This is a genomic window from Streptomyces sp. NPDC107559 (genome assembly GCF_055657365.1).
On record NZ_JBVKBD010000001.1, the window covers coordinates 699,367 to 716,301 of the forward strand.

Genomic DNA, 16,935 nt, shown 5'->3' on the forward strand with positions numbered 1-16,935 from the left:
GGACCCCGCTCGCCCCGGCAGTGTCGGTCCGGCCCCGTAGAATCGCTTCGTGGCAGGACGGATCAACGACGAGGACGTGAAGGCGGTACGGGACGCGGTCCCGATCGACGCCGTCGTGTCCGAGTACCTGCAACTGCGCAACGCGGGCGGCGGCAACCTCAAGGGCCTGTGCCCGTTCCACGACGAGAAGTCGCCGTCCTTCCAGGTCAGCCCGAGCAAGGGACTCTTCCACTGCTTCGGCTGCCAGGAGGGCGGCGACACCATCACGTTCGTGATGAAGGTCGACCACCTCACCTTCTCCGAGTCGGTCGAGCGGCTGGCCGCCCAGGCCGGCATCACCCTGCGTTACGAGGAGGGCGGCTACAACCCCGCCCACCAGCGCGGCGAGCGCATCCGCCTGGTCGAGGCCCACAAGATCGCCGCCCAGTGGTACGCCGAACAGCTCGCCACCAGCCCCGAGGCCGACACCGGCCGGATCTTCCTCGCCGAGCGCGGCTTCGACCAGGCCGCCGCCGTCCACTTCGGCGTCGGCTACAGCCCCCAGGGCTGGGACCACCTCACCCGCTATCTGCGCGGCAAGGGCTTCACCGACAAGGAACTGACCCTTTCCGGCCTCTCCCAGGAGGGCCGCCGCGGCCCCATCGACCGCTTCCGCGGCCGGCTGATGTGGCCGATCCGCGACATCGGCGGCGAGGTCGTCGGCTTCGGCGCCCGCAAGCTGTACGAGGCGGACAACGGCCCCAAGTACCTCAACACCCCCGACACCCCGATCTACCGCAAGTCCCAGGTCCTCTACGGCATCGACCTGGCGAAGAAGGACATCGCCAAGTCCAGCCGCGCCGTCGTCGTCGAGGGCTACACCGACGTCATGGCCTGCCACCTCGCCGGGGTGACCACCGCGATCGCCACCTGCGGCACCGCCTTCGGCGGCGAGCACATCAAGATCCTCAGACGGCTGCTGATGGACAACGGCAGCGCCCGGGTGATCTTCACCTTCGACGGTGACGCGGCCGGCCAGAAGGCCGCCCTGCGCGCCTTCGAGGACGACCAGAAGTTCGCCGCCGAGACCTACATCGCGATCGCGCCGGACGGCATGGACCCCTGCGACCTGCGCCTCGCCAAGGGCGACGAGGCGGTCGCCGACCTGGCCGAACCACGCACCCCGCTCTTCGAGTTCGCGCTGCGCCAGATCGTCGTGCGCTACGACCTGGACACCCCCGCGGGCCGCGCCGCCGCCCTCGACGAGGCGGCCCCGATCGTCGCCCGCATCAAGAACAGCGGCGCCCAGCACGAGGTCGCCGTCCAGCTGGCGGGCATGCTCGGCATCCTGGACACCCAGTTCGTGGTCAAGCGGGTGGCGCAGCTGGCCCGTTGGGCCCGCGAGCGCGGCGGCAAGGGCGCCCCGGCCCAGGGCCCGGCCCGCGGCGGCGCCCAGCCGTACGAGGCCGCCCCGCGCCCCGCCGCGGGCGGCCCGGCCCTCAATCTCCGCAACCCCGTCTACGCCACCGAGCGCGAGCTCCTCAAACTCGCCCTCCAGCGCCCGGAACTGGTCTCCCCGGCCTTCGACGCGTACGGCGTCGACGAGTTCACCGCCGTGCCCTACGCCGCCGTACGCCTGGCCGTCATGGAGGCGGGCGGCGCCGAGTACGGCATCCAGGACGCCCAGGAATACCTGGTCCGGGTCCGCGAGGCCGCCCCCGACGACAGCGTCCGCGCGATGGTGACGGAACTCGCGGTCGAGGCGATCATGCGCCGCACGGTGGACGAGAACTACGCGGGCGAGCAGCTGGTGACCGTGCGCAGGCGGGCCGTCGAGCGCCGGATCCGGGACATCCAGTCCACCCTCGCCCGCCTCGGCTCACACGGCGACCCGGGCCAACTGGCCGCCGTGCAGAACGAGCTGTGGATCCTCCAGCAGTACGACCAGACCCTGCGCGAGCAGGGCGCGGCCGCCCTCTGAGGCCCGGCAGGCCCCGGCGGTCCGCGGCGGTTTGAGTTCCGCGGAACTGCGTACCCGTACGGGCGGGATCTGCGTGCGGTCACGGGCCGGACGCAAAAAGTCACCGCACGCCCCTCGTGGCGGCGATGTGTCGTACTCCACACTGGGTTCCGGTGCCTGAGTCCTCGGAGCGCGGCCGACCCGTCGTCCACGGGTCCATACCCCCCGCGGTTCCGCTCATCGCGTACGGGACGGACGGCGGCAAGGCCGCCTGCCCCGTTGTCGAAGTACCGCTGCGCACACCTCAGCAGCGATCATCCTGGAGGTCGCCCCCGTGCAGACCCAGACCCTCGCCCAGACCGACGCAAGCACGCACCGCGGCAAGAACGGCAGCGCGAACGGCCGTGAGAAGGCCCGCGAGAGCGGCGCCGCGGCCGGTGCCGCGAACAGCGGCAGGAACGTCGACGCAAGTGCCGCGGACGCCGCCGAGCCGGACGACCGGGCCGACGTACTGGTCGCCGTGCCCCCGCAGGACCGCGTCGCCCACCACCCCGAGACGGACGCCGAGGCGGATCCCGACGATCCGCCCGAAGCGGCGGAACCCTCCGCCGAGGAGGTCGCCCGGGACGAGGCCCCCGAGCCCGTCGAGGCGCCGCCCGCCCGCACCGAGAGCGGCAGCCCGTCCTCGGACCTGTTCCGCCAGTACCTGCGCGAGATCGGCCGCATCCCGCTGCTCACCGCGGCCGACGAGGTCGAGCTCGCCCGCCGGGTCGAGGCCGGGCTGTTCGCCGAGGAGCGGCTGCTCAACACCCCCGATCTGGACAGCCAGTTGGCCATGGACCTGGACCGCCTGGTGGTCCTCGGCCGGATGGCCAAGCGCCGTCTCATCGAGGCCAACCTGCGGCTCGTCGTCTCCGTCGCCAAACGGTACGTCGGCCGCGGCCTGACCATGCTCGACCTGGTCCAGGAAGGAAACCTGGGCCTGATCAGGGCGGTGGAGAAGTTCGACTACGCCCGCGGCTACAAGTTCTCCACCTACGCCACCTGGTGGATCCGCCAGGCCATGTCCCGCGCCCTCGCCGACCAGGCCCGCACCATCCGCGTGCCGGTCCACGTCGTGGAACTGATCAACCGGGTCGTGCGCGTCCAGCGCCGCATGCTCCAGGAACGCGGCTACGAACCCACCCCGGAAGAGGTCGCCGGCCAGCTCGACCTGCCGCCCGAGCGGGTCAGCGAGGTGCTGCGCCTGGCCCAGGAACCGGTCTCGCTGCACGCGCCCGTCGGCGAGGAGGACGATGTCGCCCTCGGCGATCTCATCGAGGACGGCGACGCCGCCTCACCGGTGGAGTCGGCGGCGTTCCTGCTGCTCAGGCAGCACCTGGAAGCGGTCCTGTCGACCCTCGGCGAACGCGAGCGCAAGGTCGTCCAGCTGCGCTACGGACTGGCCGACGGCCGCCCGCGCACCCTGGAGGAGATCGGCCGCATCTTCGGGGTGACCCGCGAACGCATCCGCCAGATCGAGTCCAAGACCCTGAACAAACTGCGCGACCACACCTTCGCCGACCAGCTCAGGGGCTACCTGGACTGAGGAGGGCCGCTCACCTCGTACGAGTGCGAGCGGCCCCCCGGGCTGTCGGCGGGCCGGCCGTCAGTCGACCTCGGCCACGGCCTGCGCGAACTGCGCCTGGTACAGGCGCGCGTAGGCCCCGCCCGCCGCGAGCAGTTCGGCGTGCGCGCCCTGCTCGACGATCGAGCCGTCCTCCATCACCAGGATCGTGTCGGCGTCCCGGATCGTCGACAGCCGGTGCGCGATGACGAACGACGTACGCCCGTGCGCGAGCTTTGCCATCGCCTTCTGGATCAGCACCTCCGTGCGGGTGTCGACGGAGCTCGTCGCCTCGTCCAGCACCAGGATCACCGGGTCGGACAGGAACGCCCGCGCGATGGTGATGAGCTGCTTCTCACCGGCGCTGACGCCGGTGCCCTCGTCGTCGATCACGGTGTCGTAGCCGTCGGGCAGCGTGCGCACGAACCGGTCGGCGTGCGCGGCGCGCGCCGCCTCCTCGATCTCCCCGCGGGTGACCTCCCGCGCGGCGCCGTACGCGATGTTCTCGGCGATCGTGCCGCCGAACAGCCAGGTGTCCTGGAGCACCATGCCGATCCCGGCGCGCAGTTCGTCCCGGGACATCCGCGCGATGTCGACGCCGTCGAGGGTGATCCGCCCGCCGGTGACGTCGTAGAACCGCATGAGGAGGTTGACCAGCGTGGTCTTGCCCGCGCCGGTCGGACCCACGATGGCGACCGTGTGCCCGGGCTCCACCTTCAGCGACAGGTCCTCGATGAGGGGCTTGTCGGGGTCGTAGCGGAACGACACGTGCTCCAGCGCGACCCGCCCGCGCAGCTCCTCGGGCCTTTCGCCCGGCACCGGATCGGCCTGCTGCTCCTCGGCGTCGAGGAGCTCGAAGATCCGCTCGGCGGACGCGACACCCGACTGCACCAGGTTCGCCATCGACGCGACCTGCGTCAGCGGCATCGAGAACTGGCGCGAGTACTGGATGAACGCCTGCACATCACCGATCGACAGCGACCCGGAGGCGACCCGCAGACCGCCGACGACGGCCACCAGCACATAGTTGAGGTTCGACACGAACATCATCAGCGGCTGCATGATCCCGCTGTTGAACTGCGCCTTGAACCCGGCCTCGTACAACGCGTCGTTCTGCTCGGCGAACAGCTTCGCCGACTCCGCCTGCCGCCCGAACACCTTCACCAGGGTGTGCCCGGTGTACATCTCCTCGATGTGCGCGTTCAGCTTGCCGGTGGTGCGCCACTGCTGCACGAAGTGCGGCTGCGACCGCTTGCCCACCCGGGTGGCCACGACGAACGACAGCGGCACGGTCACCAGCGCGACCAGCGCCAGCAGCCACGACACCCAGAACATCATCGCCAGCACACCGATGATCGTCAGCAGCGAGTTGATGAGCTGGCCCATCGACTGCTGGAGCGTCTGCCCTATGTTGTCGATGTCGTTGGTGGCCCGGCTGAGCACCTCGCCGCGCTGGCGCTTGTCGAAGTACGACAGAGGCAGCCGCGACAGCTTCGTCTGTACGTCCTCACGCATCCGGAACATGGTCCGGTTGACCGCCCGGTTCACCAGCCGCGTCGCGAACGCCATCAGCAGGCCCGCGAAGAGGAAGGTGCCGAGCGCGAGCAGCAGCACCTGGCCGACCGCGTCGAAGTCGATGCCCTGGCCGGGGGTGAAGTCCGTGCCGCGCAGCATGTCGGCGACGGCGTCGTTGCCCCGCGCCCGCATGGAGTCGAGGACCTGCTCCTTGGTCGCCCCGGCCGGCATCTGCCGCCCGACGATCCCCGCGAAGACCAGGTCGGTGGCCCGGCCGAGGATCTTCGGCCCGACCACGCTGAGGCCCACGCTCACCACCACGCACGTCAGCAACGCGTAGATGGTGAGCCGTTCGGGCTTGAACCGGGCGACGAGCCGACGGCCCGACACCTTGAAGTCGAGCGAGCGGTTCTCCGGGCCCGACCCGGCCATCATCCGCCCCATGGGCCCGGCCATCAGGCAGCCTCCGCTTCCGTCAGCTGGGAGAGCACGATCTCCCGGTAGGTCTCGTTGTCCGCCATCAGCTCGTGATGGCGGCCGGATCCCACGACCCGGCCCTCGTCGAGCACGACGATCCGGTCGGCGTCGCGGATGGTCGACACCCGCTGGGCGACGATCACGACGGTCGCCTCGGACGTCTCGGCGGCCAGCGCCGCGCGCAGGGCCGCGTCGGTGGCGTAGTCGAGGGCCGAGAAGGAGTCGTCGAACAGATAGATCTCCGGGCGCTGCACCAGCGTGCGCGCGATGGCGAGCCGCTGGCGCTGACCGCCCGACACATTCGTGCCGCCCTGGGCGATCGGCGAGTCCAGGCCGTTCTCCAGCCGCTCGACGAACCCCTTGGCCTGCGCCACCTCCAGCGCGTGCCACAGCTCCTCGTCCGTGGCGTCCGGATTGCCGTAGCGCAGATTGGTCGCCACCGTGCCCGCGAACAGGTACGGCTTCTGCGGGACCAGCCCGACCGTGCGCGCCAGCAGCTGCGGGTCGAGGTCGCGGACCTCGGTCCCGTCGACGAGCACCTCGCCGTCGGTGGCGTCGAACAGCCTGGGCACCAGGCCCAGCAGGGTCGACTTGCCGCTGCCGGTCGAGCCGATCACGGCCGTCGTCTCACCGGGGCGGGCCACCAGGTCGATGCCCTTCAGCACGGGCTCCTCGGCACCCGGGTAGCGGAAGCCCGCCCCGCGGATCTCCAGGTGGCCGTGCCGGCTCAGCTCACGCACCGGCGCGAGGGGCGGCACCACGCTGGAGGAGGTGTCCAGGACCTCCTGGATCCGCTCGGCGCACACCTCCGCGCGCGGCACCATCATGAACATGAACGTCGCCATCATCACGGACATGACGATCTGCATCAGATAGGCGAGGAACGCGGTCAGGTCACCGATCTGCATCCCGCCGCTGTCGATGCGGTGCGCCCCGAACCACACCACGGCGATCGACGACACGTTCACCGTCGTCATGACCACCGGGAACATCAGCGCCAGCAGATTGCCCGTGCCCAGGGACATCTCGGTGAGGTCGGTGTTCGCCTTACGGAAACGCTCCTGCTCGTACTCGTCGCGCACGAACGCGCGGATCACCCGGTTGCCGGTGATCTGCTCGCGCAGCACCCGGTTCACGGTGTCCAGGCGGACCTGCATGGCCCGGAACAGCGGGCGCAGCCGGCGCACGATCAGCGTCACGCAGATGCCCAGCACCGGTACGACCGCGACCAGCACCGCGGACAGCGGCACGTCCAGACCCAGGGCCAGGACGATGCCGCCCACGCACATGATCGGCGCCGACACCATCAGGGTGAACGTCATCAGGGCCAGCATCTGGACCTGCTGCACGTCGTTGGTCGTGCGGGTGATCAGCGAAGGCGCCCCGAAGCGGCCCACCTCACGCGCGGAGAACGACTGCACCCGGTCGAAGACGGCACCGCGCACGTCCCGGCCGAGCGCGGAGGCGGTGCGCGCGCCGTAGTACACGGCGCCGATGTTGCAGACGACCTGGGCCAGCGAGATGCCGACCATCAGACCGCCGCGGCTGAGGATGTAGCCCGTGTCACCGGCGACGACACCGTGATCGATGATGTCCGCGTTGAGCGTGGGCAGGTAGAGGGTGGCGCAGGTCTGCATCAGTTGCAGCAGCACCAGCACAATGATGGGTTTCCTGTAGGGCCTGAGGTAGGTCCGCAGAAGTCGTATGAGCACGCTACGTCTCTCGGAGTCGGCGACAGGGGCGAAACGGTTGCCCCTGGCCCCTATCGTCGGACACTCCACCGGTGTTACCTCAACCCATTTAGCGCCTGACTCGGCGCTCCGGTGTGCTCATCCGCGGAACGCCGTCGGATGGGTCTGCTCGCGCACCGACACGTACTGCTGGCGTACCGCCTGTCCCACCGCCAGCTGGTCGCCGGGCTCCAGGACCTGTGCGGCCGCGCCCTGCCAGGCGGGCGGAGTGCGCGGGTCGAGGGTGCCCTGGGAGGCGCCGAGCGCCCAGGCGGCCTGCCGGGCGGCCCCGATCGCCGCGTAGTCGGCGGGCTGCGGCACCACGACCTGCGCGCCGAACAGCGCGGGCGCCGCCGCCTGCACGGCCGGCAGCTCCGCGGCCGCCCCCAGCAGGAACACCCGCCGCACCTCCACACCCCGGCCGCGCAGCACGTCCAGCGCGTCGGCGAGCCCGCACAGCATCCCCTCGAACGAGGCCCGGGCCAGGTGCTCGGGCCGCATCGACTCACGTCGCAGGCCGGCCAGGGTCCCGGCGGTGTGCGGCAGGTTCGGCGTCCGCTCGCCCTCCAGGTAGGGCAGGAACACCAGGCCGTGCGACCCCGGGGTCGACTTCATCGCCAGCTCCGACAGGGCCTCCAGGTCGGCCAGGCCCAGCAGCTCGGCGGTGCCGCGCAGGGTGCGTACGGCGTTCAGCGTGGTGACGACCGGCAGGTGCATGCCGGTGGCGTCGGCCAGGGAGGTGATCATCCCGCTCTGGTCGACCAGGGCCTCGGGATGGACGGCCATCACGGAACCCGACGCGCCCAGCGACACGACCGCGTCGCCGAAGCCGAGGCCGAGCCCGAAGGCGGCGGCCATGGTCTCGCCGGTACCGGCGGAGATCAGCAGCCCCTCCGGGGTCGTACCGGCCGCCTCGGACGGGCCGATCACGTCCGGCAGCATCACCTGGTGGCCGAGCGCCAGTTCGACCAGGTCGGGCCGGTAGGCGCCGGTGGCGGCCGACCAGTACCCGGTGCCCGAGGCGCCGCCCCGGTCGGTCGTACGGCGGGCCGGGCGCCCCAGCAGCTGCCACACCAGCCAGTCGTGGGCCTGGAGCAGGACGGCGGTGCGCCGGGCGTTGTCGGGTTCGTTACGGGCCAGCCAGCGCAGCTTGGTCACCGGCTGCGCGGCCTGCGGGACACAGCCCACGGCCTGCGCCCACGCCTCGCGTCCGCCGAGCCCGTCCACCAGGTCGGCCGCGGAGACCTGCGTGCGCTTGTCGCCGCCCACCAGCGCGGGCCGCACGGTGTTGCCCTGCGCGTCCAGCGGCACGATCGCGTTCTGCTGCGCGGACACGCCGATGGCCTGCACGCCCTCCAGCAGTCCGCCGCCCGCGGCCTCGCCCAGGGACAGCAGCCAGGCCTGCGGATCGACGTCGGCGGGGCGCCCGTTCTCGCCGCCCTCCAGCGGATGCGGCGCATAGCCCTGCCTGAGCACGGCTCCCGTGTCCGAGTCGCAGACGACGATACGAGTGAAATCGGGCGCACTGTCCAACCCGGCGACTATCCCCATGACCAAAATTCTGCCGCACCGGGAGAGGTATCCGTGCCGGGTGAGGCCTCGGGGAGGTTGCAGCTTGGCACGCCCCACGGCAGCCGCCCTGTGACGTGCGTCATGTGTTGCTGGTGCCCCAGTCGTCGTCGAGCGCACCGTCGGCGTTGCGGGTCCGCAGCGAGCGCACCCGGTCCGAGACGGAGTCGGGCATCCGCTCGCCCACCTTCACGCTCACCGCGTGGTACGCCTTGCCCGCGAACTGGCGGCCCTGCTGGGCCGCCGTCTCCGCGGTGTTGCGCACGGCGGGGTTGTGGGCGACCTGGAGCGCGGACTTCTTCAGCTGTTCGTAACGCCCGCGCCCGGCCCGTGAGCCCAGCACGTAACCCAAGACGACTCCGGCGACGAACGTGAGCCGGTAGCGCATGGCGACCGCCCTTCCCTTGCGTAGGTCTCTGGCGCGGCAACGGGGCCGAGCAGTACCGATTGGCGGAGCACCCCCCTGCTTGCGCTAATGTATGTGTCGCAGCGAGCAACCGCCCCCTGGCGAATACCCAGGGAGGTAAGTTCGATGCAACGAGGCATTCCTCCGTAGCTCAATTGGCAGAGCAGCCGGCTGTTAACCGGCAGGTTACTGGTTCGAGTCCAGTCGGGGGAGCTCGGTCCTCCGTAGCTCAATTGGCAGAGCAGCCGGCTGTTAACCGGCAGGTTACTGGTTCGAGTCCAGTCGGGGGAGCATGGTGAACGAGGACCCCTCCGGGGTCCTTTTTCATGTCCGGGGGAACCGCGCAGGCGGCAGCACGGTCCCCCTGGTCGCGCGAAGTCGACCATACGAGGCAGGAGATCGTATGAGCGGCTATGCTGCGGCAGACGGCGCGCACACGTGTACGCGACACGCCGTATGGGGCGGTAGCTCAGCCGGTTAGAGCAGCGGACTCATAATCCGTCGGCCGTGGGTTCGAGTCCCACCCGCCCCACCAAGCGCCACAACCGCACCGTCCAGGTGACCGGGGACGGTCCGGCAGCCCCCGCCGTGAAAGGGGGCCCTCGCGCTCCCCGGGCGGTATCGACAGGCGCCCCGAGCCGCGCGCCCTCCCGCCTCTTTCGCCTCTCGGCCCCCGCCCGTGTGACCCGCCGGCGTGACCCGCCCGTGTGACCCGCGTGCGTGACCTCAGGTACGCCCGGAGGGGCGAGCGGCAGCAGTCCGAGGCCCGCTTCCCGGCGAGAAACGCCACCGGCTCTCCCGGCACGAGGTGCCCCCCACATCCGGCGCTCTGCCGGTGAATCCCAGGTCAGCGGCCCTTTCGAGGGGATGTCGCCCCCTTACACGCGCCGACAGCGGGACGAAAGAGCGCGTGGCTAATTTCGTTCTTGTCAGCCGCGGCCGCGTCGGTCCGCGGTGCACGACTACGAGATTCCGGGAGCGCCGGTGCGTCTGCCGCCGCGCTCTCGGCAAGGGGGGTCAGTCACCGATGACGGTGTCCACAGCCACGTTCGCGTCCGGTGTCCGGGCGCTGGAGTTCGTCCGGTCGGTCGACCGGCGCCTGCTCCACCGCCGGGCCCTGTCGGAGGTGTTCCTCACCGACACCGTCGCGGTGGACGGGCAGCGCTTCCTCGCGGGCGCCCAGCTCCCCTCCTCGCACGCCTACTTCACCGACCACGTGGGCCACACGGTCGTCGACCCGATCCTGCTGCTCGAATGCGCCCGGCAGGCCGAGACCTACGGCGCGCACACCCACCTCGGCGTCGACGGCGACACGAAGTTCGTCCTGCAGTCGTGGTCCATGCGGCTGCCCGGCCTGTTCGCCGCGCACTCGGGCGACCCGGCGGAGCTGACCGTCGAGGTCACCACCGACCGGCCGGCCGACGCGACCACCCCCGCCCGGTCCGTCACGTACGGGATGCGCTTCCTGCTCTCGGGCGAGGAGGCCGGCGAGGCGCGCATGACGGTCGGCTACCTGTCGTCGGGGACGTACTCCTTCGTCCGCTCGAAGCGGCGCGGCAGCCCGCCCGTCTGGTCCGACGACGTCACGACCCTCCCCGCGACGGTGGCCCCGGCGGACCTCGGGCGCGTGAACCCGGTCAACGCCCTGCTCGTCGATCCCGTACGGGACGGCGACGGGATCTCGGCCGGGGTACGGATCCCCAACGACAACCCGAGCATGTTCGACCACGCCCAGGACCACCTGCCGGGCATGGTGCTCACCGAGGCCGCACGCCAGGCCGCCCTGCTCGCCGGCGTCCGGCTCCTGGACCGGCCCGCGCAGGAGACCACGCTCGTCGGGTTCGACCTCGGCTTCGCCAAGTTCGCCGAACTCGACGCGCCGACCACGGTCGAGGTGGTCCCCGGCGGTGAGAACGGCGGGATCAGGACCTTCCGGATCACCTTCCGGCAGAACGGCGACGAGGTCGCGTCCGGCACCGTGGAGACCACGGCCGTCCCCGCCTCGCACCGGAGCGCACGGTGAGCGGACGCGCGGCGGTGCTCACGGGGCTCGGCGGCTGGCTGCCGCCGGACCGCGTCACCAACGACGACCTCGCCCGGCAACTCGACACCACCGACGAGTGGGTGACCACCCGCACCGGGATCCGGCAGCGGTTCGTCGTCCCGCCGGGACTGTCCACCTCGGACCTCGCGGTCCGGGCCGGGGCACGGGCACTCGCCTCCGCGGGCACGGACACGGTGGACCTCCTCGTCCTCGCGACGAGCACCCCGGACCATCCGTGCCCGGCCACGGCGCCCGAGGTGGCCGGCAGGCTCGGGCTGGGGGAGATCCCCGCGTTCGACGTGGCCGCCGTGTGCACCGGGTTCGTGTACGCGCTGGCGACCGCCTCGAGCATGATCCGCGCCGGGATCGCCGACAGCGCCCTGGTGATCGGCGCCGACACCTTCTCCACCATCCTCGACCCCGAGGACCGCACGACCAGGGCGATCTTCGGGGACGGCGCGGGGGCGGTGGTGCTGCGCGCCGGAAACCTGGGGGAACGCGGCGCGCTGCTCGGGTTCGACCTGGCCAGCGACGGCACCCAGGCCGACCTGATCACCGTGCCGGGCGGCGGGTCCGAGTACCGCTCCAAGGGACTCGCCGCACCGGGCGACGAGTTCTTCACGATGCAGGGGCGCTCGGTGTTCCGCAACGCGGTGACCCGCATGAGCGAGTCGTCGCGGCGGCTGGCGAAACAGCTCGACTGGCCCCTCGAATCGATCGACCGGCTCGTCGCCCATCAGGCGAACATCCGCATCCTGACCGCCGTGGGCAGTGAACTCGGGCTGCCCGAGGAGAAGTTGGTGGTCAACATCGACAGGGTCGGCAACACCGTCGCCGCCTCCGTCCCGCTGGCGCTGGTCGACGCCGCGCATGCGGGCTCGATCACGCCGGGGCAGCGGACGCTGCTGTGCGGCTTCGGCGGCGGCCTCACCTGGGGGGCCGCGGCCCTGGAGTTCCCCGAGCTCTCCGTCGAACCCCTGCCCGGTCTCGCGGCGCCTGCCACGTCCGTCCGTACGAGCTGAGTCCGGTCGCACGAGCCGCGTCCGGCCTCCGTACGAGACGAATCCACCCGTAAGAAGTGAAGGAAGAGAACGCATCATGAGCGCTGTACAGGAAAAGCTGACCGGTCTGCTCGTCTCCGAACTCGGCGTGCCCGCCGCGAAGATCGAGCCCGGGATCAGCTACAAGGACCTCGCCCTCGACTCGCTCGCCCTGATCGAGCTGACCATGATCATCAACCGTGAGCTGGGGGTCGACCTCACGGACGACATCCTCCAGGGCGAGACGACCGTCGCGGACACCATCGAACTCATCGAGGCCCAGGGCGTGCGCGCGTGACCCTCTCCTCGAAGGGGGCCGTGGCGATCACGGGTGTCGGACTGGTGACCGCCGCCGGTCTCGACACGCGGACGAGCTGGGAGCGGGTGTGCTCCGGCCGGCCGACCGCCGCTCCCGATCCCGAACTCGCGGGACTGCCCGTCGACTTCTCCTGCCGGGTGCCCGGCTTCGACGCCGGCGCGCTGCTCGGCCCAGGCAGCGCCTGGCGGCTGGACCGCTTCACCCAGCTCGCGATCGTCGCCGCCCGCCAGGCGGTGGCCGACGCCGGCCTCGACCCGGAGCGCTGGGACGGCACCCGGGTGGGCGTCGTCATCGGCAACTCCCTCGGCGGCACCGCCACCTGGGAGCAGCAGCACCGCAGGTTCCTGGAGGAGGCGCCGAAGAGCGTCTCCCCGCTGATGATTCCCATGGGGATGTCGAACATGGTCGCGGGCCACACGGCCATCGACGTCAAGGCGTCCGGGCCGAGCATGGTCACGGCCACCGCCTGCGCCTCCGGCTCCAACGCCATCGGTGTCGCCCGTGACCTGCTCCGGTCCGGCGCCTGCGACGTGGTGCTCGCCGGCGGAGCCGAGTCAGCCCTGACGCCCGGGACCATCACCGGTCTGACCCGGATGGGCGGGCTCTCGGGCCGGCGTGAGGACCCGGGCGCCGCGTCCCGGCCGTTCGACGCCGCGCGCGACGGCTTCGTCGCGGCGGAGGGCGCGGGGATCCTCGTACTGGAGCGGCCCGAGGACGCGCGGGCGCGCGGTGTCCCGGTCTACGCAGACGTCATCGGCTTCGGCTCGTCGACGGACGCGTACCACGCCACCGCGCCCGACCCGAGCGGAGCCGGGATGGAGCGGGCGCTGCGCGCCGCCCTCACCGACGCGGGCGTGGGCACGGACGAGGTGGACCACGTGAACGCGCACGGCACCTCCACCCCGCTCAACGACGTCACCGAGGGCCGCGTACTGCGCCGGGTCCTGGGCGAGCGCCCGATGGTCACCTCGACCAAGGGGGTGACCGGGCACGCGCTCGCCGCCGCGGGCGCCATCGAGGCGGCCTTCACCGCACTGGCGCTGCGCCACGGCGTGGTGCCCCCGACGGCCAACCTCACCGAGCTCGACCCCGAGATCGACCTCGACGTCACGACGGGCAGGGCGGCCGAGGCGGCCCTGGAGGTCGCGGTCAGCACCTCACTCGGTTTCGGCGGCCACAACGCCGCCCTCGTATTCGCGGCCGCCTGACGGCGGAAGGAGAGCAAGAAGTGCGCCTGAGAAGTCTGGGCAACACGGGAATCAAGATCGGCAGCGTCGGTCTCGGGTGTATGGGGATGAGCTGGCTCTACCAGGAGTCCGCCCGGGACGACGAACGCTCCGTGCGGGTCATCAACGAGGCGCTGGACCTCGGCGGCAACCTGCTGGACACCGCCGATCTCTACGGGGCCGGGCACAACGAGACGCTGCTGGGCAAGGCCGTCGCGGGCCGCCGCGACGAGGTCGTCATCGCGACGAAGTTCGGCATCGTCCTGGACGATCTCGAGCAGCGGACGGCCCACCGCGACAACTCGCCGGCCTATGTGCGCAAGGCGGTCGAGGCCAGCCTGCGCCGGCTGGGCGTCGACGTCATCGACCTCTACTACGTCCACCGCATCGACCCCGCGGTCCCGCTGGCGGAGACCTGGGGAGCGATGGCCGAACTGGTCGCGGAGGGCAAGGTGCGCTGGCTCGGCCTGTCCGAGGCCACCGTCGCGCAGGCCGCCGCCGCGCACGAGATCCACCCGGTGACCGCCGTCCAGTCCGAACTGTCGCTGTGGACGCGCGACGCGCTGGAGGGAGAGGCGGGCGGGATCGTCGGCTGGTGCGAGAGCGTGGGGGCGAGCTTCATCCCGTTCGCGCCGCTGGGCCGAGGCTTCCTCACCGGCACCCTGCACGCCGGTCAGTTCGAGGACAGCGACTTCCGCACCGCCAACCCGCGTTTCCACCGCGCCGCGATGGAGGCGAACCAGCGCATCGTCGACGGGATCAGGGAGGTCGCCGACCGCCGTTCGGCCACGCCCGCCCAGATCGCGATCGCCTGGACGCTGGCGCAGGGCGAGCGGGTGGTGCCGATCCCCGGCACCAAGAACCCGCGCTATCTGCGGGAGAACCTGGCCGCGGCGGAGGTCCACCTCGCTGCGGAGGACCTGGCAGCCCTGGCTGCCCTGCCCACCGCCGTCGGAAGCAGGTACTGAGCCCATGGGCGACGAACCGCGCCCCGCCGGCGCCGCACCCGGCGGCACCGGCCACCCGGGCGACCGGGGCGGCGAGCACGGCAGTGGGCCCGCACGGCCGGTCCGGATCGCGTTCTTCGACGTCGACGAGACGCTCATCGACATCAAGAGCATGTTCTCCTTCCTGGAGTTCCACCTCGCCGACCCGGACCGGTACCGCGCCGCCGAGAGCGAGCTGACGAGCGCGGCACGGGCCGGCGTGCCCCGCGAGGAGACCAACCGCACCTACTACCGCAACTACACGGGGATGGAACAGGCCGCGGTCGCCGAGAGCGGGCGCCGCTGGTTCGCCCGGGAACGGCGGCGCGAGGACTTCCTCCACCGCGAGGCCGTACGCGAGCTGCGGCGGCTGCGGGCCGAGGGGTACCGGGTCGCGCTCGTCTCGGGGTCGTTCCGGGCCTGCCTCGACCCGATCGCGGAGCGGCTCGGCGCGGAACACGTGCTGTGCAGCGACCCCGAGGTGGTCGCGGGCCGGTACACGGGCGAGGTGCACGCCGCGATGATCGGCGAGGCCAAGGCCACCGCCGCCCGTGCCCTGATGGCCCGGTCGGGCGCCCGTCCCGAGGACTGCGTCGCGTACGGCGACCACGCCTCGGACCTGCCGCTGCTGACCTGCGTGGGCCGTGCGGGGATCGTCGGGGACGACCCGGTGCTCGCCGCACACGCCGACCGGCTCGGCTGGACCCGGCTGCCGCGGACCGCCGCGCCGACGGCGCCGACGACGGCGACGACGGCGGCGGCGGCGGTACCGGCATCGGAGACCGCCGGGCCGACGGCCGCGACGGCGGCGGTACCGGAGACCGCCGGGCCGGCAGCGACGGCACAGGGGAGCGCCGCTGCCGGCCCGGCCACCAGCGCGTACGCCGCGGAATCGGCGCCCCCGCCCGAGCCGTCGGCGCCCGGGACCCCGGCGACCCCGGCGGCGGCTCCCTCGACCCCCATCCCGGCGAGCACGGAGGAACTCACCCATGCGACTCGGTAACGGACTGGGCATACGGGCCGTCAGGACCTGTCTGCCCGAGACCGTCGAGACCGCCCAGGACGCCCTCGCCCGCGGCAGGATCGACGAGGACGACCTGGTGAACACCGGCGTCACCGAGGTCCCGGTCTCGACGACGCTGTCGGCCCCGGACCTGGCGGTCCGGGCGGCGCGCGGCGCGCTCGACGCGGCGGGCTGGCACGGCGCGGACCTCGGCTTCACCGCGCACGCCTGGATCCACCACCAGGGCCACGACTTCTGGTCGCCCGCGCACTACGTGGCGCACCAGGTCGGCGCGGTGCGCGGTGTGCCGCTGGGCATCCAGGTGATGTGCAACGGCGGCGGCACCGCGCTGGAGGCGGCCGCTTCGCGGCTGCTGGCCGACCGCTCCACCGCCACCGCCCTGGTCACCACCGGCGACCGCTTCCCCGACGAGGGCTTCGACCGCTGGGCGGGCGACTACGGCGTCTTCTACGGCGACGGCGCCACGGCGCTCCTGCTGCACGAACGCGACGACAGCGTCGACGAGTTCACGCTGCTTGGGCTGTCCAGCGCCGCCGTCTCGGCGGCCGAGGGACTGCACCGCGGCCGGGACGAGTTCACCCCGGCGACCCGGTGGAACAGCGACCGGATCGACGTCAGGCGCACCAAGAAGGCGTTCATCACCGATGTCGGCCTCGACGGCTTCTACAGCGGTGTGCACGACGCCCTGCGCGGCATCGTCACGACCGCGCTGGAAGAGGCCGGAGTCGACGCCGACGATCCCCGGATCCGGGTGCTCGCCCTGCCCAGGGTCGGCGTCAAGGTCCGCCGCGAGACGTACCACCCGGCGGTCGAAGGGCTGACCAAGGCGGACATCGTCGAACTGGGGGCCCGGACCGGCCACTTGGGCGCCGGTGACCTGGCCGCGAACCTCGCGGACATCCGGGCGCTGGAACTCCTGGCCCCGGGCGAGATCGCCGTCGCCGTCTCGGCGGGCGGGGGCTTCGGCTTCACCTGCGCGATCGTCGCCCGGCCCGCCCGCTGACCTCCCGCGCCCCCCGCTTCTTCCGCCCCGACTTTCCCCTCACCCCCCATA

Annotated in this window: 13 protein-coding genes and 3 tRNA genes; 12 read left to right on the top strand and 4 right to left on the bottom strand. The window is 71.9% G+C overall.

Annotation, left to right across the window (positions count from 1 at the left end; all coding sequences use genetic code 11):
* The first annotated feature begins 49 nt into the window (after positions 1–49).
* Entirely contained in the window at positions 50–1,960 is a 1,911-nt protein-coding gene (gene dnaG / locus ACZ7OY_RS02890; protein WP_471909718.1) for a DNA primase, read from the top strand.
* Positions 1,961–2,273: 313 nt separating this feature from the next.
* Positions 2,274–3,527 (top strand): RNA polymerase sigma factor, encoded by a 1,254-nt coding sequence (locus tag ACZ7OY_RS02895; RefSeq protein WP_471909719.1) that lies wholly within the window; start codon positions 2,274–2,276, stop codon positions 3,525–3,527.
* Positions 3,528–3,587: 60 nt separating this feature from the next.
* Here the strand turns inward: ACZ7OY_RS02895 and ACZ7OY_RS02900 are convergent, their stop codons facing one another.
* The 4 genes from ACZ7OY_RS02900 to ACZ7OY_RS02915 form a co-directional block, all read right to left on the bottom strand.
* Complete coding sequence (locus tag ACZ7OY_RS02900; protein WP_471909720.1) at positions 3,588–5,516, bottom strand: ABC transporter ATP-binding protein; 1,929 nt, start codon at positions 5,514–5,516, stop codon at positions 3,588–3,590.
* A complete protein-coding gene (locus ACZ7OY_RS02905; protein WP_471909721.1) occupies positions 5,516–7,249 on the bottom strand; it encodes an ABC transporter ATP-binding protein in 1,734 nt (577 codons plus the stop codon). The genes ACZ7OY_RS02900 and ACZ7OY_RS02905 overlap by 1 nt, the downstream gene beginning before the upstream one ends.
* A gap of 117 nt (positions 7,250–7,366) precedes the next feature.
* Positions 7,367–8,818, bottom strand: coding sequence for an FGGY family carbohydrate kinase (locus ACZ7OY_RS02910; protein WP_471909722.1), 1,452 nt, complete (start codon positions 8,816–8,818; stop codon positions 7,367–7,369).
* Positions 8,819–8,918: 100 nt separating this feature from the next.
* Entirely contained in the window at positions 8,919–9,224 is a 306-nt protein-coding gene (locus ACZ7OY_RS02915; RefSeq protein WP_471909723.1) for a YtxH domain-containing protein, read from the bottom strand.
* Positions 9,225–9,382: 158 nt separating this feature from the next.
* On the opposite strand from ACZ7OY_RS02915, the gene ACZ7OY_RS02920 reads away from it, so the two are divergent.
* From ACZ7OY_RS02920 to ACZ7OY_RS02965, 10 genes are all read left to right on the top strand, one after another.
* Positions 9,383–9,455 (top strand) — tRNA-Asn (locus ACZ7OY_RS02920).
* 5 nt (positions 9,456–9,460) lie between these two features.
* A tRNA-Asn gene (locus ACZ7OY_RS02925) sits at positions 9,461–9,533 on the top strand.
* Between the two features lie 167 nt (positions 9,534–9,700).
* Positions 9,701–9,777: transfer RNA gene (locus tag ACZ7OY_RS02930), tRNA-Ile, on the top strand.
* A 492-nt stretch (positions 9,778–10,269) separates the two neighbouring features.
* Positions 10,270–11,265: an AfsA-related hotdog domain-containing protein gene (locus ACZ7OY_RS02935; protein ID WP_471909724.1), complete on the top strand. Its 996-nt coding sequence runs from the start codon at positions 10,270–10,272 to the stop codon at positions 11,263–11,265.
* Positions 11,262–12,308 (top strand): beta-ketoacyl-ACP synthase III, encoded by a 1,047-nt coding sequence (locus ACZ7OY_RS02940; RefSeq protein WP_471909725.1) that lies wholly within the window; start codon positions 11,262–11,264, stop codon positions 12,306–12,308. Before ACZ7OY_RS02935 ends, ACZ7OY_RS02940 begins: the two co-directional genes overlap by 4 nt.
* Positions 12,309–12,384: 76 nt before the next feature.
* Positions 12,385–12,624 carry an acyl carrier protein gene (locus tag ACZ7OY_RS02945; protein ID WP_471909726.1) on the top strand — a complete coding sequence of 80 codons (240 nt, stop codon included), beginning with the start codon at positions 12,385–12,387 and terminating at the stop codon, positions 12,622–12,624.
* Entirely contained in the window at positions 12,621–13,853 is a 1,233-nt protein-coding gene (locus tag ACZ7OY_RS02950; RefSeq protein WP_471909727.1) for a beta-ketoacyl-[acyl-carrier-protein] synthase family protein, read from the top strand. Before ACZ7OY_RS02945 ends, ACZ7OY_RS02950 begins: the two co-directional genes overlap by 4 nt.
* Before the next feature lie 20 nt (positions 13,854–13,873).
* Positions 13,874–14,839, top strand: coding sequence for an aldo/keto reductase (locus ACZ7OY_RS02955; protein ID WP_471909728.1), 966 nt, complete (start codon positions 13,874–13,876; stop codon positions 14,837–14,839).
* 4 nt (positions 14,840–14,843) lie between these two features.
* Positions 14,844–15,860 carry an HAD family hydrolase gene (locus tag ACZ7OY_RS02960; RefSeq protein WP_471909729.1) on the top strand — a complete coding sequence of 339 codons (1,017 nt, stop codon included), beginning with the start codon at positions 14,844–14,846 and terminating at the stop codon, positions 15,858–15,860.
* Complete coding sequence (locus ACZ7OY_RS02965) at positions 15,847–16,884, top strand: ketoacyl-ACP synthase III family protein (protein WP_471909730.1); 1,038 nt, start codon at positions 15,847–15,849, stop codon at positions 16,882–16,884. Before ACZ7OY_RS02960 ends, ACZ7OY_RS02965 begins: the two co-directional genes overlap by 14 nt.
* Positions 16,885–16,935 lie beyond the last annotated feature (51 nt).